General features: G+C 53.0%; 18 protein-coding genes. 10 read left to right on the forward strand and 8 right to left on the reverse strand.

Annotated features, from left to right (window positions below; translation table 11 throughout):
• Window positions 1-222: 222 nt before the first annotated feature.
• Window positions 223-900 carry an isochorismatase family protein gene (locus OGY13_RS21075; protein ID WP_003831673.1) on the reverse strand — a complete coding sequence of 226 codons (678 nt, stop codon included), beginning with the start codon at window positions 898-900 and terminating at the stop codon, window positions 223-225.
• A 16-nt stretch (window positions 901-916) separates the two neighbouring features.
• Window positions 917-1,777 (reverse strand): pirin family protein, encoded by an 861-nt coding sequence (locus tag OGY13_RS21080; protein ID WP_103015121.1) that lies wholly within the window; start codon window positions 1,775-1,777, stop codon window positions 917-919.
• 108 nt (window positions 1,778-1,885) lie between these two features.
• On the opposite strand from OGY13_RS21080, the gene OGY13_RS21085 reads away from it, so the two are divergent.
• Window positions 1,886-2,797 (forward strand): LysR family transcriptional regulator, encoded by a 912-nt coding sequence (locus OGY13_RS21085; protein WP_213752062.1) that lies wholly within the window; start codon window positions 1,886-1,888, stop codon window positions 2,795-2,797.
• Window positions 2,798-2,876: 79 nt separating this feature from the next.
• Here the strand turns inward: OGY13_RS21085 and infA are convergent, their stop codons facing one another.
• The 5 genes from infA to trxB form a co-directional block, all read right to left on the reverse strand.
• The gene (infA, locus tag OGY13_RS21090) at window positions 2,877-3,095 is read right to left on the reverse strand and encodes a translation initiation factor IF-1 (protein ID WP_002211347.1); all 219 of its coding nucleotides are present in this window, start codon (window positions 3,093-3,095) and stop codon (window positions 2,877-2,879) included.
• A 285-nt stretch (window positions 3,096-3,380) separates the two neighbouring features.
• The gene (gene aat / locus OGY13_RS21100; protein ID WP_032948928.1) at window positions 3,381-4,085 is read right to left on the reverse strand and encodes a leucyl/phenylalanyl-tRNA--protein transferase; all 705 of its coding nucleotides are present in this window, start codon (window positions 4,083-4,085) and stop codon (window positions 3,381-3,383) included.
• Window positions 4,086-4,129: 44 nt separating this feature from the next.
• On the reverse strand, window positions 4,130-5,851 hold the full coding sequence (gene cydC, locus OGY13_RS21105) for a heme ABC transporter ATP-binding protein/permease CydC (RefSeq protein ID WP_128611538.1): 1,722 nt from the start codon (window positions 5,849-5,851) through the stop codon (window positions 4,130-4,132).
• Window positions 5,852-7,618, reverse strand: a complete 1,767-nt coding sequence (gene cydD / locus OGY13_RS21110) for a heme ABC transporter permease/ATP-binding protein CydD (RefSeq protein WP_003831887.1) — start codon at window positions 7,616-7,618, stop codon at window positions 5,852-5,854.
• A gap of 114 nt (window positions 7,619-7,732) precedes the next feature.
• Window positions 7,733-8,701, reverse strand: coding sequence for a thioredoxin-disulfide reductase (gene trxB / locus OGY13_RS21115; RefSeq protein ID WP_003831889.1), 969 nt, complete (start codon window positions 8,699-8,701; stop codon window positions 7,733-7,735).
• A 547-nt stretch (window positions 8,702-9,248) separates the two neighbouring features.
• Between trxB and lrp the strand changes: the two genes are divergently transcribed.
• The 8 genes from lrp (at window position 9,249) to OGY13_RS21155 (ending at window position 21,497) form a co-directional block, all read left to right on the forward strand.
• Complete coding sequence (lrp, locus tag OGY13_RS21120; RefSeq protein ID WP_002439523.1) at window positions 9,249-9,743, forward strand: leucine-responsive transcriptional regulator Lrp; 495 nt, start codon at window positions 9,249-9,251, stop codon at window positions 9,741-9,743.
• A gap of 134 nt (window positions 9,744-9,877) precedes the next feature.
• On the forward strand, window positions 9,878-13,861 hold the full coding sequence (ftsK, locus tag OGY13_RS21125) for a DNA translocase FtsK (protein WP_213752061.1): 3,984 nt from the start codon (window positions 9,878-9,880) through the stop codon (window positions 13,859-13,861).
• 111 nt (window positions 13,862-13,972) lie between these two features.
• A complete protein-coding gene (gene lolA, locus OGY13_RS21130) occupies window positions 13,973-14,584 on the forward strand; it encodes an outer membrane lipoprotein periplasmic chaperone LolA (protein WP_003831898.1) in 612 nt (203 codons plus the stop codon).
• A 10-nt stretch (window positions 14,585-14,594) separates the two neighbouring features.
• On the forward strand, window positions 14,595-15,938 hold the full coding sequence (gene rarA / locus OGY13_RS21135; RefSeq protein WP_003836910.1) for a replication-associated recombination protein RarA: 1,344 nt from the start codon (window positions 14,595-14,597) through the stop codon (window positions 15,936-15,938).
• A 92-nt stretch (window positions 15,939-16,030) separates the two neighbouring features.
• Window positions 16,031-17,323, forward strand: a complete 1,293-nt coding sequence (serS, locus tag OGY13_RS21140) for a serine--tRNA ligase (protein WP_003831902.1) — start codon at window positions 16,031-16,033, stop codon at window positions 17,321-17,323.
• Between the two features lie 236 nt (window positions 17,324-17,559).
• The gene (gene dmsA, locus OGY13_RS21145; protein WP_008784257.1) at window positions 17,560-20,004 is read left to right on the forward strand and encodes a dimethylsulfoxide reductase subunit A; all 2,445 of its coding nucleotides are present in this window, start codon (window positions 17,560-17,562) and stop codon (window positions 20,002-20,004) included.
• 10 nt (window positions 20,005-20,014) lie between these two features.
• Window positions 20,015-20,632: a dimethylsulfoxide reductase iron-sulfur subunit DmsB gene (dmsB, locus tag OGY13_RS21150; RefSeq protein ID WP_003831905.1), complete on the forward strand. Its 618-nt coding sequence runs from the start codon at window positions 20,015-20,017 to the stop codon at window positions 20,630-20,632.
• Between the two features lies 1 nt (window position 20,633).
• Complete coding sequence (locus tag OGY13_RS21155; RefSeq protein ID WP_213752060.1) at window positions 20,634-21,497, forward strand: dimethyl sulfoxide reductase anchor subunit family protein; 864 nt, start codon at window positions 20,634-20,636, stop codon at window positions 21,495-21,497.
• Window positions 21,498-21,607: 110 nt separating this feature from the next.
• On the opposite strand, the gene ycaC is transcribed toward OGY13_RS21155, so the two are convergent.
• Window positions 21,608-22,234, reverse strand: a complete 627-nt coding sequence (gene ycaC, locus OGY13_RS21160; RefSeq protein WP_003035746.1) for an isochorismate family cysteine hydrolase YcaC — start codon at window positions 22,232-22,234, stop codon at window positions 21,608-21,610.
• A gap of 385 nt (window positions 22,235-22,619) precedes the next feature.
• On the opposite strand from ycaC, the gene OGY13_RS21165 reads away from it, so the two are divergent.
• A complete protein-coding gene (locus OGY13_RS21165; RefSeq protein WP_003831907.1) occupies window positions 22,620-23,768 on the forward strand; it encodes an MFS transporter in 1,149 nt (382 codons plus the stop codon).
• Window positions 23,769-23,948 lie beyond the last annotated feature (180 nt).

The raw sequence follows: 23,948 nt of genomic DNA on the forward strand, positions 1-23,948 counted from the left end.
GATTCGAACCCCCGATACGTTGCCGTATACACACTTTCCAGGCGTGCTCCTTCAGCCACTCGGACACCTCACCATATTGTATTGCTGCCTGACCGCTTGGGGGGCAACGGGGCGCTACTATAGGGAGTTGCGCTAAAACGGTCAAGCAGAATTTACGTGTTAACTCTCGTTTGGTTACGCAATATACATATTCCTCCGCCCAGGCAGGCGCGGAGGAAAGGATTAGCGCTGAGAGTCCAGTTTTTCGCCGCTGGTCACGACTTCCTGAGCTTTGCTGTAGCTTTCGATCAGCAACTGATAAGCCGGGAAGACTTTGGTATACACTTCCGCCCATTCGGCGGCGTCTTCACGGTTCCATGTACCCTGAATTTCAGAAGCGACGGCGGCGGTATCCATCGGCACGACGCCAGCCTGAACAACACGAGCCAGGGTGATTTCCTGCGCCATTTTGCTGTAAGTACCGGAAGCGTCGATCACTGCGAAGACCTTATAGCCTTCCGCAACCGCGCTGATAGCTGGGAAAGCCATGCACACGCTGGTAATCGTACCGGCGATAATCAGCGTTTTACGACCCGTTGCTTTGACCGCTTTCACGAAATCTTCGTTATCCCAGGCGTTGATTTCGCCCTTACGCGCCACGTATTGGGCATGCGGCGCATTGGCGTGGATCTCAGGGATCAGCGGGCCGTTAGGTCCCTGCGGTACGGATGCCGTGGTAATCACCGGCATCTTCGCCAGAGTCGCCATTTTAGCCAGCGCGGCGGCACGCGCACGCAGTTCTGGCATTGGCATGTCGCCGACGGTCTGGAACAGCCCGCTCTGATGATCGATAAGCAGCATGACGGAATCATTCACATCGATGACCGGACGTGAACCATTAAAGTTTGCAGGACTGGACATATTCTTCTCCTTCGATTCAGATTTGGCCAAAGCGGCCGGAGTTAAAATCGCGTACGGCTTCAGCGATTTCTTGTTTCGTGTTCATTACAAACGGACCGTAACCTACAATCGGCTCGTTCAACGGTTCTCCAGAAAGCAGCAGCACGCTGGCGTCGCTGGAGGCTTCAATATGCAGCGTTTTCCCCTGCTGGCTCAGCACCACCAGTTGCGCTTCGCTGGCAGACGTAGTGCCGTTTACGGTGATATTCCCTTTCAATACCACCAGGGCAGTGCTCCATCCTTCCGGCTGTGACAACGTGAGCTGATGATTACGTTGCAAACGCATATCCCAGACGTTCAGCGGCGAGAAGGTATGTGCCGGGCCTTTTGTATCCTGATAGCTGCCCGCAATCACACGAACGCTCCCTGCTTCATCAGGCAGGGCGACAGTGGGGATCACATCGCTGCTGATGCCCTGGTAACCCGGAACGGCCATTTTGTCTTTTGCTGGCAGATTGACCCACAGCTGTACCATTTCCAGTTCGCCACCCTGACGGGTAAATTCAGGTGAATGGAACTCTTCGTGCAATATTCCTGCTCCTGCGGTCATCCACTGCACGTCGCCGGGGCCGATAATGCCTCCGCGACCGGTTGAATCACGGTGTTCAACTTCGCCGCTGTAAACGATGGTCACCGTCTCAAAACCACGGTGAGGGTGTTCGCCTACGCCGCGTTTATCGTTACCCGGCGTAAACGTATGTGGGCCGGCGTAATCCAGCAGCAGGAACGGACTTAGTTGCTCAGCATGAGACTGGTAAGAAAACATCGAGCGAACCGGAAATCCATCGCCAACCCAGTGTGGGCGAGGTGCGGTGTAGACGCCTGTTACTTGTTTCATATGTGTCTCCTCTGTGGCGTTATCTTGATGTGAATAAGATTATATTCATGACAGCGAGCTGAGTAGTAGCTAAAATAGTCCTCACTGTCTCATTAATAGGACAATAAAATGACAAAGCCGGATCTCAATGATTTTGCATGGTTTGTACATGTTGTAGAGGAAGGGGGATTCGCGGCGGCGGGTCGGGCGCTTGATGAACCGAAATCAAAACTAAGCCGACGGATAGCGCAACTGGAAGAGACGCTGGGAGTTCGACTGATTCAGCGAACCACCCGCCAGTTTAACGTGACGGAAGTTGGGCAAACCTTTTACGAACACTGTAAGGCGATGCTGGTGGAAGCGCAGGCAGCGCAGGATGCGATTGCCGCGTTACAGGTTGAACCGCGTGGCGTGGTGAAGTTGACGTGTCCGGTCACGCTGCTGCATGTGCATATCGGGCCAATGCTTGCCCGTTTTATGGCGCGTTATCCTGACGTATCAGTGCAACTGGAGGCCACTAACCGCCGCGTGGACGTTGTTGGAGAGGGCCTGGACGTGGCGATTCGCGTCAGGCCCCGACCATTTGAGGATAGCGACCTGGTGATGCGTGTGCTGGCGGACAGGGGACATCGTTTGTATGCCAGCCCGCAGTTAATAGAGCAAATGGGAACGCTACATTCTCCGGCGGAGTTGACGCGTTGGCCGGGCCTGAGTCTGGCGACGGGTAAACATGTGCATCGTTGGGAGTTATTCGGGCCGCAGGGCGCACGTGCGGAGGTGCATTTCACGCCGCGTATGATCACCACCGATATGCTGGCGTTACGTGAAGCCGCAGTTGCCGGTGTTGGGGTAGTTCAACTTCCACAGCTGATGGTAAAAGATCAAGTAGCCGCGGGTGAACTGATGGCATTGCTCGACGGCTGGGAACCGAAGCGAGAAATAATTCACGCAGTCTTTCCATCACGCAGGGGATTATTGCCGTCAGTACGCACATTAGTGGATTTCTTAACGGAAGAATATGCGCGGATGATTGAGGATTAAATACCTGACCTTGGCCCACAAAAAAGGCCGGTTAAACCGACCTTTTATTATCTGGACGCCATTCGGGCGTTAAAAACAATCAGCGACTACGGAAGACAATGCGGCCTTTGCTCAGGTCGTACGGGGTCAGCTCAACAGTCACTTTGTCGCCCGTCAGGATGCGGATATAGTTTTTACGCATTTTACCGGAGATGTGTGCAGTAACCACGTGACCGTTTTCTAACTCTACGCGGAACATGGTATTAGGTAACGTATCGAGAACGGTACCCTGCATTTCAATATTGTCTTCTTTGGCCATCTAATCCTCTGGGGTATCACTACCGTAATTTGAACCGGCAAGATAATGCCGAAGTTCTTTTAATAAGTAAAGATTTGTGCGTTTAAAACACAGCAAATCGGGTTTGGCGCATTACTCTAACCACACACGGCAAAGCCGCACTTAAAGCGCAACGTGTAAGGGAACGAGGAGATAAACGATAGGCGTTGCCTGACGCGAACTGTTCCTTAACGGCGGCGGGGTAATGGGCTAAACCAACTCTGCGCGACAATTATAACACCCCGACAAAAAATGTGCCGAAAACATTCACCCCTGAGGCGAAAATAACGTCCTGGGAACCCAGAAATGGCTCGGTAGCCGCTGCTGGCGCAGTCTGCTCAGGTGTTCAAGGTACTCCCGACGTGGGGTTTCGACGGCGCCCAGCGAAGCTGTGTGGCTATTTAATACCTGGCAGTCGATTAATTTTCCGCCCTGACGGATAAATTCAGCGCAAAAAACAAGCAGTGCGGTTTTGGACGCATTTTCCTGACGGCTGAACATTGATTCGCCACAAAATAGCGTACCTTGCGCCACGCCATACATACCGCCCACTAATTCATTTTGTCGCCATACTTCAATGGAGTGCGCATGGCCCAGCTCGTGCAGGCGATGGTAGGCGTCCACTACATCATGCGTTATCCAGGTGCCTTCTTCCCGGTCGTTCGCGCAGCCTTCAATCACCTGACCGAACGCGTAATTGAGCGTCACGCGATAAGGCGAGTTTTTATGAAAACGTTTCATGCTGCGGCTGAGATGAAATTTCTCGGGCCAAAGAATGGCGCGTGGATCGGGCGACCACCAAAGGATGGGGTCGCCAGGTGAAAACCACGGGAAAATTCCGCGCTGGTAGGCCATTAACAGTCGAGCTGGACTGAGATCGCCGCCAAGCGCCAACAAACCGTTAGGCTCGCGTAAAGCGCCTTCCGGTGAAGGGAAGGCTATAGAATGGCGGGACAATTGCACCAGGCGCATGACAGCGAAACTCCACTACGCGAGTTTGATCGTTCAATAATAGCTTACAGACGTTGCTTAAACTGGTAATAACGCCCCTGCCGGGCTAACAAATCTGCGTGATTACCTTGCTCAATAATGTGTCCGTTGTCCATCACTATTATTTGATCAAAACGTGACAAGCCGCGCAGACGATGTGTCACCATCAGTACGGTTTTATCGCGCATGACATCGCCAATTAATTCAAGCATTTGGCTTTCTGTTGTGGCATCAAGCCCTTCGGTCGGTTCATCCAGCAGCATCAGTGGGGCATCGTGCAATAAGGCGCGGGCGATAGCCAGACGACGGAGTTCGCCGCCAGAAAGCTGACGACCGCCTTCGCCTAACCAGGCATTGAGTCCATCACCCTCTAGCAGTTTGTCCAGACCGACGCGGCACAGCATTGCGGATAATGTGTCATCACTGGCGTGCGGTGCTGCCAGCAGCAGGTTATCGCGAAGCGTCGCGCTGAACAGGTGCACGCGCTGTGGCACGACGCTGATGCTCTGGCGCAGCGTGGTTTCACTGAGGGCTGAAATCGGCTGCTCATTAATCAGAATTTCGCCGTGCTGCGGATCCCATGCGCGGGTCAGCAATTGTAGTAACGTTGACTTACCGCAGCCGGTGCGACCGAGAATCGCAATGTGTTCACCGGGCTGAGCCTGCAGCGAAAGGGTGTCGAGTGCTTTTTGTGTTTGCCCCGGATAGCTGAATGAAACATCGTGTAGCGTGAGAGTAACCTGCTCAGAAACTGGAGAACCGGCATCCGGGAAGGTGACTTCTGGCTGTTGTTCGGTCAGTTCGGTGATGCGCAGCGCAGAGGCAATAACCTGTCCGAGATGCTGAAACGCCCCGGTGACGGGTGCCAAAGCTTCAAACGCGGCCAGCGCACAGAAGACAAACAGCGCGATCAGTGCGCCAGGCTGGGTATTGCCACCCACGCCGCCTGAGGCCATCCATAACATTACAACCACTGCCAGTGCGCCGACTAACAGCATGACCGCCTGTGATAGCGCCGTTAATTCAGACTGACGTCGTTGGGCTTCGTGCCACTGCAACTCGGTGGCTTCCATTTGGGCGCGGTAACGTTCACTGGCGCCAAAGATGGTCAGTTCAGCCTGGCCCTGCAGCCAGGATGTTAACTGCTGACGATACTGCCCACGTAAATGCGTCAAGCTTTGCCCGGTGCTTTTACCTGCCTGATAAAAGAGTGGGGGCAAGATAAATAAGGTCAGCAGCATAATACCGCCGAGAGTGATAGCCAGCGTGAAATCGAGAACGCTTAGCCCCAGCGTGACCACCATGATGACGACAAAAGCACCCACAAGCGGGGAGAGCACGCGCAAATAGAGATGATCGAGCGTGTCGACATCTGCCACCACGCGGTTAAGCAATTCACCTTGTCCATAACGGGACAGGCCAGCAGGGGAGAGCGGCAGCAGTTTGCTGAAGGTATAAATACGCAAATGTTGCAGCACGCGGAACGTCGCGTCGTGGCTGACCAGCCGCTCGAAATAGCGGCCCGCGGTTCGGGTGATTGCCGCACCGCGCACCCCGGCAGCAGGGAGCATATAGTTAAAACTGTAAATCCCGGTGACACCCACCACAGCAGAAGCCGACAGGAACCAGCCGGAAAGCGTCAGCAAACCAATACTTGCCAGCAGTGTGACGATCGCCAGAACGATCCCCAGGGTTAACATCCATTTGTGACGTTTATACAGCGTCAGATAAGGTAGCAAAGCGCGCATTTAGATGTCCTCCTGACGATGAGCCAGTAATGTCGCAAACGCCCCGTTGGCTGCGCTAAGTTCGGCATAAGTGCCTTGTTCAACGATCTGTCCGTCCTGCATCACCCAGATAACGTCCCAGTCGGCAAGATCTTCAAGTTGGTGTGTCACCATCAGCGTGGTCTGGCGGCGTGATGCTGCTTTCAATGCCTGCATCACGCGTTGTTCGCTATGTGCATCAAGGCTGGCGGCGGGCTCGTCAAGCAGCAACAACTGACATGGATTGAGTAAGGCGCGAGCCACGGCAACGCGCTGCGCTTGTCCGACAGAAAGTCGAGCAGCCTGATCGCCTACTGGTGTATCCACACCCTGTGGCAGAAGTGGTAAAAACTCACTGACCCAGGCGCTGTCGAGTGCGGCTTGCAGCTGTTCTTCGCTGGCATCGGGGCGAGCGAGCAGCACGTTATCGCGTAACGTGGCGGCAGGGAGCTGCGGATTTTGTCCAACCCAGGACAGCTGTTTGCGCCAGCAATCAGGCGACAGGTCGCGCAGCTCAAAGCCGTTAATCCGCAGCGATCCCTGATAAGAGAGAAAACCGGACAGGACATTGAGCAACGAACTTTTGCCGGAGCCGCTGCGGCCAACCAGCACAGCGCGTTGGCCCGCTGGCAGGGTAAAGTTGAGCGGACCTGCAAGCACTTTACCTTCCGGCGAGGTGATGACCAGATCTTCTGCTTCAATTGAAACTGCGTCTTTTGTAGTCAGCTCAATATCGCCACGCTCAGGATGTGCAAGCGGGGTTTCCATGAAGGTTTTCAGACTGTCTGCTGCACCAACGGCTTGTGCTTTGGCGTGATAAAACGTGCCCAGATCGCGCAGGGGTTGGAAAAATTCCGGCGCCAGAATGAGCGCCAGGAAGCCAGCAGCCAATGTGACGCCCGTCCCGTAGTGGCCAAAATCGAGTTCACCGAGGTAGGAAAAACCGAAGTAAACCGCGACCAGTGCGATGGACAGGGAGGTAAAGAACTCAAGGACACCGGATGACAGAAACGCCAGGCGCAGGACTTCCATGGTGCGCTGGCGGAAATCCTGTGACGCTGCGCGGATGCTTTCTGTTTCAGCTTCACCGCGGCCAAAGATTCTTAGCGTTTCCATGCCCCGCAGGCGATCGAGGAAATGGCCACTGAGGCGAGCAAGAGCCTGAAAGTTGCGGCGGTTAGCATCGGCTGCACCCATACCAACCATCGCCATAAACAACGGGATCAGCGGGGCAGTTCCAAGCAGAATAAGGGCGGCTACCCAGTTTGACGGGAATACCGCCGCCACGATCAATAAGGGGACGCATACGGCCAGCGCCATTTGCGGCAGATAACGTGCATAGTAATCATGCATGTCATCAATCTGTTCCAGGATTAGCGTAGCCCAGCTCCCGGCTGGTTTGCCTTGTATCCAGGCGGGACCTGCTTGTTGCAGACGGTCAAGCACCTGTCGGCGAATCTCAAAGCGGATATGTTGGCCAGCATGAAACCCGACACGTTCGCGTAACCAGACGACCCATGCCCGCAGGATGAAAATCAATACCAGCACAATGAAAGGGAGCAGAAGCGCCTCTCTGGGGATATTGTCCATGATCATATGGTCGAGAATTCGGGCCATGAGCCAGGCCTGAGCGACAATTAACAGGCCGCTCACGAACCCCAACAGGCGTGAAATGTTCAGCCATCGTTGGGAAATTACACTTTGCTGTTTTAACCAGCGGGTCAGCTCTTTTTGACGGGTTTTATTCATTGCACGCTTAGCAGGTGAGTTATTGGAATTTTTGGGCAGGACAATGTTACAACGAGGCAAAAATAAAGGCGACTTATAGTCGCCTTTTTTACTTTTGTTACTGATTTGTAAAACTTATTTGCAAGCGTCTGCCAGACCGTCGAGATAACGCTCTGCGTCAAGCGCAGCCATACAACCGGTGCCTGCTGAAGTGATCGCCTGGCGATAAATATGGTCCATCACGTCACCGGCGGCGAATACACCCGGAATGCTGGTTTGGGTGGCGTTACCATGAATACCGGACTGAACTTTGATGTAGCCATTTTCCAGTTCAAGCTGACCGTCAAAAATGGCGGTATTCGGGCTGTGACCGATAGCGACAAACAACCCTGCAACGTCAAGTGACTCGACGTTGTCAGTGTTTTGCGTATCGCGCAGGCGCAGTCCGGTTACGCCCATTTGATCGCCGGTCACTTCTTCCAGTGTGCGGTGGGTATGCAGCACGATGTTGCCGTTTTCGACTTTATCCATCAAACGCTTGATCAGGATTTTTTCGGCGCGGAAGCTGTCGCGACGGTGAATCAAATGCACTTCAGATGCGATATTCGCCAGGTACAGCGCTTCTTCAACAGCGGTGTTGCCGCCGCCGATCACCGCAACTTTTTGGTTACGGTAGAAGAAACCGTCGCAGGTCGCGCAGGCGGAAACGCCACGGCCTTTGAAGGCTTCTTCTGAAGGCAGACCCAGGTAGCGTGCTGACGCACCGGTGGCGATGATCAGTGCGTCACAGGTGTATTCACCGCTGTCGCCGGTCAGACGGAAAGGGCGGTTTTGCAGATCAACTTTGCTGATATGATCAAAAATAATTTCAGTTTCAAATTTGGTCGCATGTTCGTGCATGCGTTCCATCAGCAATGGGCCTGTGAGATCGTGCGGATCGCCAGGCCAGTTCTCCACTTCTGTTGTTGTGGTCAACTGACCACCTTTTTCCATACCGGTAATCAGTACCGGTTGCAGGTTCGCGCGTGCAGCGTAGACCGCAGCGGTATACCCCGCAGGGCCAGAGCCCAGAATAAGAAGTTTACTGTGTTTGGTTGCGCCCATGAGATCCCCATAGTTGTTAGCAGGCAATGAGCAGGATTGTAGGGAATTTACAGGCGTAAAAAAAGAGTATGGCGATTTTGTTAACAATATGTGTAATAGCGGGAACCGATGAACGGCAGAATTAGTCGTAATACTATAACGATTTCTACTTAAAATCGGTCAGTTATAAGGTGATAAAATGACGATTTTCCATCACTGCGAATGAATAACTGGCATGTTGTACTAAAAATCGATGTTTTGCTTTGACAATCCCCTGCTGTTTTGCGAAAACATTCAAGGAAGAAAAAAACTGTGTCATGTATGTGCTGCATAATCATGCATGTAGATACCATGTTTACCGTGTTAGCGAAATCTACGCATGGTGTGGACAGATGCCATTCGTGATGTCGATAGCCGCCGACAGGCAACGGTCTTCTCACCATAAACCCAGACATTGCGAACCGAAAATCCCTCTGGGTTGCGGTTTATTTTGATGGGTAGCGACTCTGAACAGTGATGTTGGTAGAGTCAGGCAGGAGTAGGGAAGGAATACAGAGAGACAATAATAATGGTAGATAGTAAGAAGCGCCCTGGCAAAGATCTCGACCGTATCGATCGTAACATTCTTAATGAGCTGCAAAAGGATGGGCGTATTTCTAACGTCGAGCTTTCTAAACGTGTGGGACTTTCACCAACGCCCTGCCTTGAGCGTGTGCGTCGGTTGGAAAGACAGGGTTTTATTCAGGGCTATACAGCGCTGTTAAACCCGCATTATCTGGATGCATCACTTCTGGTTTTTGTTGAGATTACTCTGAATCGTGGCGCCCCGGATGTGTTTGAACAATTTAACTCTGCAGTACAAAAACTTGAAGAAATTCAAGAGTGTCATTTGGTTTCCGGTGATTTCGACTATTTGCTGAAAACACGCGTACCGGATATGTCGGCATACCGTAAGCTGTTGGGGGAAACCCTGCTGCGTCTGCCTGGCGTGAATGACACACGTACTTATGTAGTAATGGAAGAAGTCAAACAGAGCAATCGTCTGGTAATTAAGACGCGCTAACACGGAACAGGTGCAAAATCGACGCAGTTTGATTACACTCCTGTTAATCCATACAGCAACAGTGCCGGGGCAACCCGGTGCTGTTGTCCGTTTTAGCATCGGGCAGGAAAAGCCCGAAACCTGGAGAGCCGTTTTTGAGCCAGGAATACACTGAAGACAAAGACGTCACATTGACGAAGTTAAGCAGCGGGCGCCGACTTCTGGAAGCGCTACTGATCCTTATTGCCCTTTTTGCCGTCTGGTTGATGGCTGCCTTACTCAGCTTTAACCCTTCGGATCCCAGTTGGTCGCAAACCGCGTGGCATGAGCCTATCCATAATCTGGGTGGAATACCTGGAGCATGGCTGGCGGATACGCTGTTCTTTATTTTTGGCGTCATGGCCTACACCATCCCCGTCATCATTGTCGGTGGCTGCTGGTTTGCCTGGCGACATCAGGCCAGCGACGAATACGTCGATTATTTTGCCGTCTCGCTGCGCATTATTGGCGTTCTGGCGCTGATTCTCACTTCCTGCGGGCTGGCCGCAATTAACGCCGATGACATCTGGTATTTCGCCTCTGGCGGCGTGATCGGCAGTCTGCTCAGCACCACGCTACAACCATTGCTGCACAGCAGCGGCGGCACGCTGACGTTGTTGTGCATTTGGGCAGCGGGATTAACACTGTTCACCGGTTGGTCATGGGTGAGCATTGCGGAAAAACTGGGCGGCTGGTTACTCAATATCCTGACGTTTGCCAGCAACCGTACCCGCCGCGACGATACCTGGGTCGATGACGAAGAATATGAAGACGAAGAAGAGTCTGTCGACGCCGCTGATGGCAAACCCCATGAGTCGCGCCGAGCTCGTATCCTGCGCGGTGCGTTAGCGCGCCGTAAACGTCTGGCGGAGAAATTTACCAACCCGCTTGGTCGTCATACCGATGCGGCGCTGTTTTCCGGCAAACGCATGGATGATGAAGACGAAATTGAATACAGCGCCCGTGGCGTGGTTGCCGATCCTAATGATGTGCTGTTTTCCGGTAATCGCGCGACGCTGCCTGAATATGACGAACTTGATCCACTGCTTAACGGCCACTCGGTAACCGAGCCTGTGGCTGCAGCAGCTGCAGCTACAACGGCCGCTCAGGCCTGGAGCGCACCGGTCGATCCGTTGCTGCAAACGTCGCCCGTTACCAACACTGTTATGGAGCAACCGGTCCCAACTGTGGCCTGGCAACCCGTGCCTGGCCCGCAAACCGGTGATGCCGCGATTGCACCAGCGCCTGAAGGTTATCCGCAGCCAGCCCAGTACGCGCAACCTCCGGTGCAGCAGCCGTATGAGCCATGGCAACAACCGGTTGTGGAGCAGAGTCCGCAGCCGCAATATTACGCACAGCAGCCCGTTGAACCTGTTTATACGCAGCCTGTCGCGCCGCAGCCGGAACCTGTTTATCAGCCGGAGCCCGTGCTGCAACCTGTCTATCAACAGGATCCGACCTCTCAACAGAACACCGCATTCCAGCAGCCTGTGGTTGAACAACCAACAGTGGTGGAACCTGAGCCGGTGGTTGAAGAAGTTAAACCGACTCGTCCGCCGCTCTATTACTTTGAAGAAGTCGAAGAGAAACGTGCGCGTGAGCGTGAGCAACTGGCCGCATGGTATCAGCCGATTCCAGAACCTGCTCAGGAGCCTGAGCGTGTTAAGCCGTCTACGCCATCTATGCCGACGCCTGCATCCATACCACCCGTTGAGTCTGTTGCTGCCGTTGCACCGCTGGCCGCTGGCGTAAAAAGCGCCGCGTTAGGGGCAGGTGCCGCTGCCGCAGCACCTGTCTTTAGCCTTGCAGGCAGCGGTACGCCGCGTCCGCAGGTGAAAGAGGGCATTGGCCCGCAGTTGCCGCGTCCGAATCGTGTGCGCGTGCCTACTCGTCGTGAACTGGCTTCATATGGCATAAAACTGCCGTCACAGCGTATGGCTGAAGAGAAAGCGCGCGAAGAGCAGCTTGATACAGATGCGTACAGTGACGATGAAATGGATGCAATGCAGCAGGACGAGCTGGCACGTCAGTTCGCTCAGTCGCAGCAGCATCGTTATGGCGAAGAGTATCAGGACGATACCCACCAGACTGATGACGAAGATTCAGCCGCAGAAGCGGAACTGGCTCGCCAGTTTGCTTCTTCTCAGCAGCAGCGTTATTCCGGTGAACAGCCTGTCGGAGCGAATCCGTTCTCCCTCGATGACTTTGAATTTTCGCCAATGAAAACGCTGGTGGATGAGGGGCCGCATGAGCCGTTGTTTACGCCTGGCGTAATGCCGGAGCCCGCGCCGCAGTACCAGGAACCAGTTGCGCCGCAGCAGCATTATCAGCAACCGGCGCAGCCAGTTGCACCGCAACAGCACTATCAGCAACCGGCACAGCCAGTTGCACCACAGCAGCATTATCAGCAACCAGCGCAGCCTGTTGCACCGCAGCAGCACTACCAGCAACCGGTGCAGCCAGTTGCATCGCAGCAGCATTATCAACAGCCAGCGCAGCCAGTTGCACCGCAGCAGCATTATCAGCAGCCAGCGCAGCCTGTTACACCGCCGCCGCAGGATAGTCTGATCCATCCGCTGCTGATGCGTAATGGGGATAGTCGTCCGGCGCACCGTCCAAGCACGCCGCTGCCATCGTTAGATCTGCTCACGCCGCCGCCGAGCGAAGTTGAGCCGATAGATACGTTCGCACTGGAACAAATGGCACGTCTGGTGGAAGCGCGTCTGGCGGATTTCCGCATTAAAGCCGATGTGGTGAACTATTCTCCTGGCCCGGTGATTACCCGCTTTGAGCTTAATCTGGCTCCAGGGGTTAAAGCAGCGCGTATTTCTAACCTGTCACGAGATCTGGCGCGTTCATTGTCGACCGCGGCGGTACGTGTGGTCGAGGTTATTCCAGGCAAACCGTATGTCGGACTGGAGTTACCGAACAAAAAACGTCAAACCGTCTATCTGCGAGAAGTGCTGGATAACGCTAAATTCCGTGATAACTCATCTCCGCTGACTGTGGTGCTGGGCAAAGATATTGCAGGCGAACCGGTGGTGGCCGATCTGGCTAAAATGCCGCACCTGCTGGTGGCAGGGACAACCGGTTCCGGTAAGTCTGTTGGGGTGAACGCCATGATCCTCAGCATGCTGTACAAAGCGCAGCCGGAAGACGTTCGCTTTATCATGATTGACCCGAAAATGCTGGAACTTTCTGTTTATGAAGGTATTCCACATCTGCTGACTGAAGTTGTGACCGACATGAAAGATGCCGCCAATGCCTTGCGTTGGAGCGTCAATGAAATGGAACGTCGCTACAAACTGATGTCGGCGCTTGGCGTGCGTAACCTTGCCGGTTATAACGATAAGATTGCTGAAGCCGCCCGTATGGGACGTCCGATTCCAGACCCATACTGGAAGCCGGGCGACAGCATGGATGTTCAGCATCCGGTGCTGGAAAAACTGCCGTATATCGTGGTGTTGGTGGATGAATTCGCTGACCTGATGATGACCGTTGGCAAAAAGGTGGAAGAACTAATCGCTCGTCTGGCGCAAAAAGCGCGTGCGGCGGGTATCCACCTGGTGCTGGCAACCCAGCGACCGTCAGTTGACGTTATCACTGGTCTGATTAAAGCGAACATCCCGACGCGTATCGCCTTTACAGTGTCCAGTAAAATTGACTCGCGTACCATCCTTGACCAGGGCGGCGCGGAATCGCTGTTGGGTATGGGTGACATGCTTTATTCTGCACCAAACTCGACGATCCCTGTACGTGTACACGGCGCCTTTGTACGCGATGAAGAAGTTCACGCGGTAGTTCAGGACTGGAAAGCGCGCGGCCGTCCACAATACGTTGATGGCATTACCTCTGACAGCGAAAGCGAAGGCGGCGGTGGCGGCTTTGATGGTGGCGAAGAACTGGATCCGCTGTTCGATCAGGCTGTGAACTTTGTTACTCAGAAACGCAAAGCCTCAATCTCCGGCGTCCAGCGTCAGTTCCGTATCGGTTACAACCGAGCGGCGCGCATCATCGAACAGATGGAAGCGCAGGGAATAGTCAGCGAACAAGGGCATAATGGTAATCGTGAAGTGCTGGCTCCGCCGCCCTTCGAATGATTGCAAAGTTAAGTAATTCAGTATTTTCTACTTTCCTCATGCTGATTTTTGGCCTGAAATGGATAGCAGAGGGATCTCCCCGTTGGGAGTGACGTATTTTGAGGAATAACGATGAAAAGAATCGCAATCACCTGTGCATTACTGTCTAGCTTTGTGGTGAGCAGCGTCTGGGCTGATGCTGCCAGCGACCTGAAAAGCCGTCTGGATAAAGTCAGTAGCTTCCATGCCAGCTTTACTCAGAAGGTCACGGACGGTAGCGGCGCTGCGGTGCAGGAAGGTCAGGGCGACTTATGGGTTAAACGCCCTAATCTGTTTAACTGGCATATGACGCAGCCTGACGAGAGCATTCTGGTTTCCGATGGTAAAACGCTGTGGTTCTTTAACCCGTTTGTTGAGCAGGCGACAGCGACCTGGTTGAAAGACGCCACGGGCAACACGCCGTTTATGCTGATTGCGCGTAACCAGGCCAGCGACTGGCAACAGTACAATATTAAGCAAAACGGCGATGATTTCGTGCTGACGCCAAAAACCAGCAGCGGTAACCTGAAGCAGTTTACTATCAATGTTGGGCGGGACGGGACGATCCATCAGTTCAGTGCCGTTGAGCAAGACGATCAGCGCAGCAGCTATCAGCTTAAATCCCAGCAAAATGGTGCGATTGAACCTTCGAAATTCACCTTTACCCCGCCGCAAGGTGTAACGGTTGACGATCAACGTAAGTAGAGGCGTGTGAGTGAGCAATCTGTCGCTCGACTTTTCTGATAATACCTTTCAGCCACTGGCCGCACGTATGCGGCCAGAAAATTTAGCGCAGTACATCGGCCAGCAGCATCTGCTGGCTGCGGGTAAACCCTTGCCGCGCGCCATCGAGGCCGGGCACCTGCACTCTATGATTTTATGGGGTCCGCCGGGGACGGGGAAAACCACGCTAGCCGAAGTTATTGCCCGTTACGCTAACGCCGATGTTGAACGAATTTCGGCGGTCACGTCTGGTGTAAAAGAAATTCGTGAAGCGATTGAGCGGGCGCGTCAGAATCGTAACGCGGGTCGACGTACGATCCTGTTCGTGGACGAAGTTCACCGTTTTAATAAAAGCCAACAGGATGCGTTTTTACCGCATATTGAAGACGGTACCATCACGTTTATTGGCGCCACCACTGAAAATCCCTCGTTTGAACTGAACTCGGCACTGTTGTCGCGGGCGCGTGTTTATTTACTGAAATCGTTAACCACCGACGATATTGAACAGGTGCTGGACCAGGCGATGTCAGATAAAGCCCGGGGTTACGGCGGCCAGGATATCGTACTGCCACCAGAGACGCGTCGGGCGATTGCCGAACTGGTTAATGGTGACGCACGGCGAGCGCTGAATACGCTGGAAATGATGGCCGATATGGCCGAAGTTGATGATTCTGGCAAGCGCGTATTGAAACCAGAATTGCTCACTGAAATTGCCGGTGAACGCAGCGCACGCTTCGATAATAAAGGCGATCGTTTTTACGATCTCATCTCCGCATTACACAAATCGGTTCGCGGCAGCGCCCCGGATGCGGCGCTTTATTGGTATGCGCGCATCATTAGTGCAGGCGGTGACCCGCTGTATGTTGCCCGTCGCTGTCTGGCCATTGCCTCTGAAGATGTCGGCAATGCCGACCCTCGCGCCATGCAGGTGGCAATTTCCGCATGGGACTGCTTTACCCGTGTGGGACCCGCGGAAGGTGAACGAGCGATTGCTCAGGCGATTGTTTATCTGGCCTGCGCGCCGAAAAGTAATGCGGTTTACACCGCCTTCAAAGCCGCGCTGGCTGATGCCCGCGAACGTCCGGATTACGACGTGCCAGTCCACCTGCGCAATGCGCCAACTAAGCTGATGAAAGAAATGGGCTATGGTCAGGAGTATCGTTACGCCCATGATGAACCAAATGCCTATGCCGCCGGAGAAGAGTACTTCCCGCAGGAAATGGCACAAACGCGCTATTATCACCCCACAAACAGAGGTCTTGAAGGCAAGATTGGCGAAAAGCTCGCCTGGCTCGCCGGACAGGATCAAAATAGCCCTATAAAACGCTACCGTTAGTGTTATCGTTGCGGTAATGTTGTCTCTGTATCCCTGTGACCGCAGGCTGTGGTCACTTTCTCCTATTTTAATTCGATAAGCACAGGATAAGCATGCTCGATCCCAATCTGCTGCGTAATGAGCCAGACGCAGTCGCAGAAAAACTGGCAAGCCGGGGCTTTAAGCTGGATGTAGATAAGCTGCGCGCTCTTGAAGAGCGTCGTAAAGTTCTGCAGGTACAAACTGAAAACCTGCAGGCAGAGCGTAACTCTCGATCGAAATCCATCGGCCAGGCAAAAGCGCGCGGGGAAGATATCGAGTCTTTACGTCTGGAAGTGAACAAACTGGGCGAAGAGCTGGATGCCGCGAAAGCTGAACTTGATACCTTACAGGCCGAGATCCGCGACATTGCGCTGACCATTCCTAACCTGCCAGCGGACGACGTTCCGGTGGGTAAAGATGAAAATGACAACGTTGAAGTCAGCCGTTGGGGTACTCCGCGTGAGTTTGATTTCGAAGTGCGCGATCACGTTACCCTGGGTGAAATGCACACGGGTCTTGATTTTGCCGCTGCGGTTAAGCTTACCGGCTCTCGTTTCGTCGTGATGAAAGGGCAGATCGCGCGCATGCACCGTGCGCTGTCTCAGTTCATGCTGGATCTGCATACCGAACAGCATGGTTACAGCGAAAACTACGTTCCGTATCTGGTTAACCATGACACGCTGTACGGAACAGGGCAACTGCCGAAATTTGCTGGCGATCTGTTCCACACCCGTCCGCTGGATGAAGAAGCTGACAGCAGCAACTATGCGCTGATCCCAACGGCAGAAGTTCCGCTGACCAACCTGGTTCGCGACGAAATCATTGACGAAGATGCGCTGCCGATCAAAATGACCGCGCATACGCCGTGCTTCCGTTCTGAAGCAGGTTCTTACGGTCGTGATACCCGTGGTCTGATCCGTATGCACCAGTTCGATAAAGTTGAAATGGTGCAGATCGTTCGCCCGGAAGACTCTATGGACGCGCTGGAAGAGATGACCGGCCATGCTGAGAAGGTTCTTCAGCTGCTGGGCCTGCCGTACCGTAAGATCATCCTGTGCACAGGCGACATGGGCTTCGGCGCATGCAAAACGTACGATCTGGAAGTGTGGATCCCGGCGCAGAACACCTATCGCGAAATCTCCTCTTGCTCCAACGTGTGGGATTTCCAGGCTCGTCGTATGCAGGCGCGTTGCCGTAGCAAATCCGACAAAAAGACCCGTTTAGTACATACGCTGAACGGTTCCGGTCTGGCGGTTGGACGTACGCTGGTTGCGGTGATGGAAAACTATCAGCAGGCTGATGGCCGTATTCAGGTTCCGGAAGTGTTACGTCCGTACATGAATGGCCTGGAATTTATCGGCTAAGCTACCTTTCTTTGCTAAAAAAGCGCCTCAGGGCGCTTTTTTTATGCCCGTTTGACGTCGGACAATAACACCTACCTCCATAGGAGTAATACTGCCTTCGAATGAAAGTCAGTATTTATCTCTGTCTTTTCGCAAATTCAGTATCTACCAGTCTGTATATTGATATTAACGCTATATAAAAATCTATATAACGAGTATTTCTCTTTTGTTTATTGTGAGCAGCAGAGTGAGCCACTATGAAAACTAAGATCCCCGATGCCATGCTGGCAGCTGAGGTTAGTCGCCGAGGTTTGGTGAAAACGACGGCGATAGGCGGACTGGCGGTGGCCAGTAGCGCGTTTACCCTGCCATTTACCCGTATTGCAAATGCTGCAGAAGCCCTTAATCCGACACAGGCCAATGAGAAAGTCATATGGAGCGCGTGTACGGTGAACTGTGGTAGCCGCTGTCCTCTGCGTATGCACGTGGTAGACGGTGAAATAAAGTATGTTGAAACCGACAACACCGGTGATGACAACTATGACGGCTTGCACCAGGTACGCGCCTGTCTGCGTGGTCGCTCCATGCGTCGTCGCGTTTATAATCCCGACCGGCTGAAATACCCGATGAAACGCGTCGGCAAACGTGGAGAAGGCAAATTTGAGCGCATCAGTTGGGATGAAGCCTACGACATCATTGCCAGCAATATGCAGCGTCTTATTAAAGACTACGGCAACGAGTCTATCTACCTGAACTACGGCACGGGTACGCTGGGCGGCACCCTGACACGCTCCTGGCCGCCAGGAAAAACGCTGGTAGCACGTCTGATGAACTGCTGCGGCGGCTACCTTAACCACTACGGTGACTACTCTTCAGCGCAAATCGCTGCCGGGTTGAATTACACCTACGGCGGCTGGGCAGACGGTAACAGCCCGTCCGACATTGAAAACAGCAAGCTGGTGGTTCTGTTCGGGAATAACCCAGGTGAAACCCGTATGAGCGGGGGTGGGGTAACCTATTACCTTGAACAGGCGCGACAAAAATCCAATGCCCGCATGATCATTATCGATCCCCGCTACACGGATACCGGCGCGGGTCGTGAGGATGAATGGATCCCGATCCGCCCAGGTACCGATGCGGCATTGGTGAATGGTCTGGCGTATGTGCTGATCACCGAAAACATGGTTGATCAACCGTTCCTTGATAAATACTGCGTGGGTTACGACGAGAAAACCTTACCGGCCGACGCACCGAAAAACGGTCACTATAAGGCGTATATTCTTGGGCAGGGCAAAGACGGTATCGCCAAGACCCCGGAATGGGCAGCGCAAATTACCGGTATTCCTGCTGATCGAATCGTCAAACTGGCACGTGAAATCGGTAGCGCTAAACCGGCATATATCAGTCAGGGGTGGGGACCGCAGCGTCATGCTAACGGTGAAATAGCGACTCGTGCCATTTCTATGCTGGCAATCCTTACCGGTAACGTTGGGATTAACGGCGGCAACAGCGGGGCGCGTGAGGGCTCATACAGTTTGCCGTTTGAACGTATGCCTACGCTGGAAAACCCAGTCGAAACCAGCATCTCTATGTTTATGTGGACGGACGCCATTGAGCGAGGTCCGGAGATGACGGCGCTGCGTGACGGTGTTCGTGGCAAAGATAAGCTCGATGTTCCGATTAAGATGATCTGGAACTATGCCGGTAACTGTCTGATTAACCAGCACTCTGATATCAACCGCACACATGAAATCCTACAGGATGATAAGAAGTGCGAGATGATCGTTGTCATCGACTGCCATATGACCTCCTCGGCGAAATACGCGGATATTTTGCTGCCGGACTGCACCGCTTCGGAGCAAATGGACTTCGCACTGGATGCCTCCTGCGGAAATATGTCGTATGTGATTTTCACCGATCAGGCGATCAAACCACGCTTCGAATGCAAGACTATCTACCAGATGACCAGTGAGCTAGCGAAACGCCTTGGTGTTGAGCAGCAGTTTACAGAAGGTCGTACTCAGGAAGAGTGGATGCGTCATCTGTACGAGCAGTCGCGCAAAGCCATTCCTGAACTGCCAACGTTTGAAGAATTCCGCAAACAGGGGATCTTTAAACAGCGCGACCCACAGGGACATCACGTGGCCTACAAGGCGTTCCGTGAGGATCCTAACGCCAATCCGCTGACCACGCCGTCAGGTAAGATCGAAATTTATTCGCAGCAGCTTGCCGAGATCGCGTCAACCTGGGAACTGCCGGAAGGTGATGTGATTGATCCACTGCCGATTTATACCCCAGGTTTTGAGAGCTTAAACGACCCGCTGGTGGAGAAATTCCCTCTGCAGTTGACCGGCTTCCACTATAAGTCTCGCGTCCACTCGACCTATGGCAACGTGGATGTTCTGAAAGCATCCTGCCGTCAGGAAATGTGGATCAACCCGATGGATGCACAGCGACGCGGCATTAACAACGGCGACAAGGTGCGCATCTTTAACGATCGTGGTGAAGTGCACATCGAGGCGAAAGTAACGCCGCGTATGATGCCTGGCGTGGTGGCATTGGGCGAAGGGGCGTGGTATGACCCGGACGCAAAACGCGTGGACCAGGGCGGTTGTATTAACGTCCTGACGACCCAGCGTCCGTCTCCTCTCGCGAAGGGGAACCCATCACACACGAACCTTGTTCAGGTTGAAAAGGTGTAAGGAGTAACCGATGACAACCCAGTATGGATTTTTTATTGATTCCAGCCGTTGCACCGGTTGCAAAACCTGCGAACTGGCGTGCAAAGATTTCAAAAATTTAACCCCTGAAGTCAGCTTCCGCCGCATTTATGAGTACGCGGGCGGTGACTGGCAGGAAGACAACGGCGTCTGGCATCAGAACGTCTTTGCCTATTACCTCTCCATTGCGTGTAACCACTGTGAAGACCCGGCCTGTACCAAGGTGTGTCCGAGCGGTGCGATGCACAAACGTGAAGATGGCTTTGTCGTTGTCGATGAAGATGTGTGCATCGGCTGCCGCTATTGCCACATGGCCTGTCCTTACGGTGCACCACAGTACAATGCTGACAAAGGGCACATGACCAAATGCGATGGTTGCCATGAGCGCGTCGCTGAAGGTAAGAAACCTATTTGCGTCGAGTCCTGTCCACTGCGTGCGCTGGATTTTGGACCAATTGATGAACTGCGCAAAAAACACGGTACTTTGGCTGCGGTTGCGCCACTGCCGGGCGCGCACTTTACCAAACCGAGCATTGTCATCAAACCTAACGCCAATAGCCGCCCGACCGGGGATACCACAGGTTATCTGGCTAATCCGAAGGAGGTGTAAGATGGGAAGTGGATGGCATGAATGGCCGCTGATGATCTTCACGGTCTTCGGACAGTGTGTGGTTGGCGGTTTTATTGTTCTGGCGCTGGCGTTGATGAAAGGGGGCTTACGCCCAGAATCGCAGCAACGCGTAATTACCTGCATGTTTGGGCTGTGGGTATTAATGGGCATTGGATTTATTGCTTCCATGCTCCATTTGGGCTCACCGATGCGCGCCTTTAACTCACTCAATCGCGTTGGGTCATCTGCGTTGAGTAACGAAATTGCCAGCGGCTCACTCTTCTTTGCCGTTGGCGGTATCGGCTGGCTGCTGGCTATGTTGAAGAAAATGTCGCCCGCATTACGCAATCTGTGGTTAGTTGTCACCATGGTGCTGGGTGTGGTTTTTGTCTGGATGATGGTGCGCGTGTATAACACCATCGATACCGTACCGACCTGGTACAGCGTCTGGACACCGCTGGGATTCTTCCTGACGATGTTTATGGGCGGTCCGCTGCTGGGATATCTGTTACTGAGAATTGCTGGCGTGGATGGTTGGGCGATGCGCCTGCTGCCGGCTATATCAGTGCTTGCTCTGGTCGTGAGTGCCATCATGTCGGTAATGCAGGGGACTGAACTGGCGACGATCCATAGTTCTATTCAACAGGCCTCTGCGCTGGTTCCGGATTACGGTTCGCTGATGGCGTGGCGGATTGTGGCACTGGCGTTAGCGTTGTGCTGCTGGATAGTACCGCAAGTGAAGGGTTACCAGCCTGCCGTTCCGTTGCTTTCTGTCGCGTTTTTTCTGCTGTTAGTCGGCGAGCTGATTGGTCGTGGCGTGTTCTACGGGCTGCATATGACCGTCGGTATGGCGGTGGCGAGTTAATCCATAATACGCCGGATGGCGCCTCGTGCTTTATCAAGCCTACAATATCCGTAGGCCTTAAAGCTGCGCGCTATCCGGCTACATGTCAGGTCAGGGTTTTGCCCCAGTCTTTACTTCTGCTTAGTTAACGTGTCATAGCTGGTCATCAGATTGCGATAATCCGGAATGTGATTAGAGAACAACGTCGCCAGACCTTCGATATCGTTGCGCCAGTCGCGGTGCAGTTCGCATGCTACTCCGAACCATGTCATCAATTGAGCGCCTGCTTGAGACATCCGATCCCATGCTGAATGGCGGGTAATTTCATTAAACGTGCCTGAAGCATCGGTGACAACAAAGACGTCAAAACCTTCTTCAATAGCCGAGAGCGCTGGGAAAGCGACGCAAACTTCCGTCACGACACCAGCGATAATCAGCTGCTTTTTGCCGGTCGCTTTTACTGCTTTCACGAAATCTTCGTTATCCCATGCGTTAATGTTTCCTGGGCGAGCAATGTAGGGCGCATCTGGAAATTGAGCTTTCAGTTCCGGTACCAGCGGTCCGTTTGGTCCTGTCTCAAAACTGGTTGTCAGAATGGTTGGGAGGTTGAAGTATTTTGCTAAGTCACCGAGCGCAAGCACGTTGTTTTTAAATTTATCGGGATCGATATCCCGAACCAGAGAGAGCAGGCCAGCCTGATGGTCGACCAGCAGTACTGCCGCATTGTCTTTATCAAGTCTTACGTAAGGTTTAGTCATGGTATTTCTCCTGTTCAGTATCAGTGGGGGAAATTTGATGAGTTTAAGTCTACGAAAAGAACGATATTTGGATTAGATAGATAAATAAGAACTCACTGTTCTATTTTGAAGACAATGCAGCTCAGCATCCCGCATAGAGTTTAGTAAGAAATAAAAGTAAGGGGAGTCCATGAAATTTTTCGACTGAACGTAACGCGAGATTTTTGTTTTAGATCAATAAAAACAAGCAGATGTGTTTTTGTATTTTTTATCTATTCACATTAAGAATCAGTAATGCAAATCGATCGACCAGAAAGCGCCTCAGCCCTCTGATTCCGCCGATTGACAATGTTTTTAGCAGTGGCATGATGCGCATGAAATTTGAACTTCCTCACGGTTTTTATTCATGTCCACCTATACCCGTCCCGTCATGCTATTGCTGTGCGGGCTACTTCTGTTGACCCTGGCGATCGCTGTGTTAAACACGCTCGTCCCGCTTTGGCTCGCCCATGAAAATCTGCCTACCTGGCAGGTAGGCGTGGTGAGCTCGTCTTACTTTACCGGTAATCTGGTAGGGACGTTGCTGACAGGGTATTTAATAAAACACCTTGGTTTTAACCGCAGCTATTACATCGCCTCGCTTATTTTTGCCGCGGGCTGTGTCGGGTTGGGGATTATGGTGGGATTCTGGAGCTGGATGACATGGCGTTTTATCGCCGGTGTTGGCTGCGCCATGATCTGGGTGGTCGTGGAAAGCGCGCTGATGTGCAGCGGGACGTCCCGTAATCGCGGACGGTTACTTGCCGCCTATATGATGATCTATTATGTGGGAACGTTTTTAGGCCAACTGCTGGTTAGTAAAGTATCAACAGAATTGATGAACGTCCTGCCGTGGGTGACGGGTACTATCCTGGCGGGTGTTTTGCCACTGCTCTTTACGCGCATTGCTAATCAGCAGGGCGATGAACAGCAGTCTACGCCTATTGTCTCCATGCTGAGGTTGCGTCAGGCGCGCCTGGGCGTTAATGGCTGCATTATTTCCGGGATCGTGCTGGGGTCTTTGTATGGCCTGATGCCGCTGTATCTCAACCATCAGGGGGTGAGCAACGCCAGCATTGGTTTCTGGATGGCGGTTCTGGTAAGTGCCGGTATTCTGGGGCAATGGCCGATTGGCCGTCTGGCGGATAAGCTGGGACGTCTGCTGGTTTTACGCGTCCAGGTCTTCGTGGTGATCGTCGGGAGTATCGCCATGCTGAACCAGGCGGCGATGGCACCCGCGTTGTTTATGTTGGGTGCGGCAGGCTTTACCCTCTATCCGGTCGCGATGGCCTGGGCCTGTGAAAAGGTGGAACATCATCAGTTGGTCGCCATGAATCAGGCATTGCTATTGAGCTATACCGTGGGCAGTCTGCTGGGACCTTCGTTTACTGCGATGCTGATGCAGAATTATTCAGATAGCTTGCTGTTTATCATGATCGCCAGCGTATCGTTTATTTATTTACTAATGCTGCTGCGTAAGACGGGCCATACGCCCAATTCCATTGCGCACATTTGACCTGATTTAACAGAATATGAACAGGTTCCCATACATACTGTTTATGTATGCTTTATGGGAACCTGCATTATTTAATCGCACACGTCTGTCCTGAAAATAAAGTGTGCAGAAGGTTATAGTTTTACATCCTGCCGTTTCCGCTCGCTCATTTTACCGCGCATAATCCCACGCCTCATATAT

Source organism: Citrobacter sp. Cpo045, assembly GCF_030332875.1.
In the GTDB taxonomy this organism is placed as follows: Bacteria; Pseudomonadota; Gammaproteobacteria; order Enterobacterales; family Enterobacteriaceae; genus Citrobacter; species Citrobacter portucalensis.

Excerpts from the sequence above, each read along its gene's own strand:
- ycaC (WP_003035746.1), bottom strand. The coding sequence starts at position 22,234 with ATGACTAAACCTTACGTAAGACTTGATAAAGACAATGCGGCAGTACTG.
- lolA (WP_003831898.1), top strand. The coding sequence starts at position 13,973 with ATGAAAAGAATCGCAATCACCTGTGCATTACTGTCTAGCTTTGTGGTG.
- aat (WP_032948928.1), bottom strand. The coding sequence starts at position 4,085 with ATGCGCCTGGTGCAATTGTCCCGCCATTCTATAGCCTTCCCTTCACCG.
- trxB (WP_003831889.1), bottom strand. The coding sequence starts at position 8,701 with ATGGGCGCAACCAAACACAGTAAACTTCTTATTCTGGGCTCTGGCCCT.
- infA (WP_002211347.1), bottom strand. The coding sequence starts at position 3,095 with ATGGCCAAAGAAGACAATATTGAAATGCAGGGTACCGTTCTCGATACG.
- serS (WP_003831902.1), top strand. The coding sequence starts at position 16,031 with ATGCTCGATCCCAATCTGCTGCGTAATGAGCCAGACGCAGTCGCAGAA.
- OGY13_RS21080 (WP_103015121.1), bottom strand. The coding sequence starts at position 1,777 with ATGAAACAAGTAACAGGCGTCTACACCGCACCTCGCCCACACTGGGTT.
- OGY13_RS21085 (WP_213752062.1), top strand. The coding sequence starts at position 1,886 with ATGACAAAGCCGGATCTCAATGATTTTGCATGGTTTGTACATGTTGTA.
- lrp (WP_002439523.1), top strand. The coding sequence starts at position 9,249 with ATGGTAGATAGTAAGAAGCGCCCTGGCAAAGATCTCGACCGTATCGAT.
- dmsA (WP_008784257.1), top strand. The coding sequence starts at position 17,560 with ATGAAAACTAAGATCCCCGATGCCATGCTGGCAGCTGAGGTTAGTCGC.
- cydD (WP_003831887.1), bottom strand. The coding sequence starts at position 7,618 with ATGAATAAAACCCGTCAAAAAGAGCTGACCCGCTGGTTAAAACAGCAA.
- OGY13_RS21165 (WP_003831907.1), top strand. The coding sequence starts at position 22,620 with ATGTCCACCTATACCCGTCCCGTCATGCTATTGCTGTGCGGGCTACTT.
- OGY13_RS21155 (WP_213752060.1), top strand. The coding sequence starts at position 20,634 with ATGGGAAGTGGATGGCATGAATGGCCGCTGATGATCTTCACGGTCTTC.
- OGY13_RS21075 (WP_003831673.1), bottom strand. The coding sequence starts at position 900 with ATGTCCAGTCCTGCAAACTTTAATGGTTCACGTCCGGTCATCGATGTG.
- dmsB (WP_003831905.1), top strand. The coding sequence starts at position 20,015 with ATGACAACCCAGTATGGATTTTTTATTGATTCCAGCCGTTGCACCGGT.
- cydC (WP_128611538.1), bottom strand. The coding sequence starts at position 5,851 with ATGCGCGCTTTGCTACCTTATCTGACGCTGTATAAACGTCACAAATGG.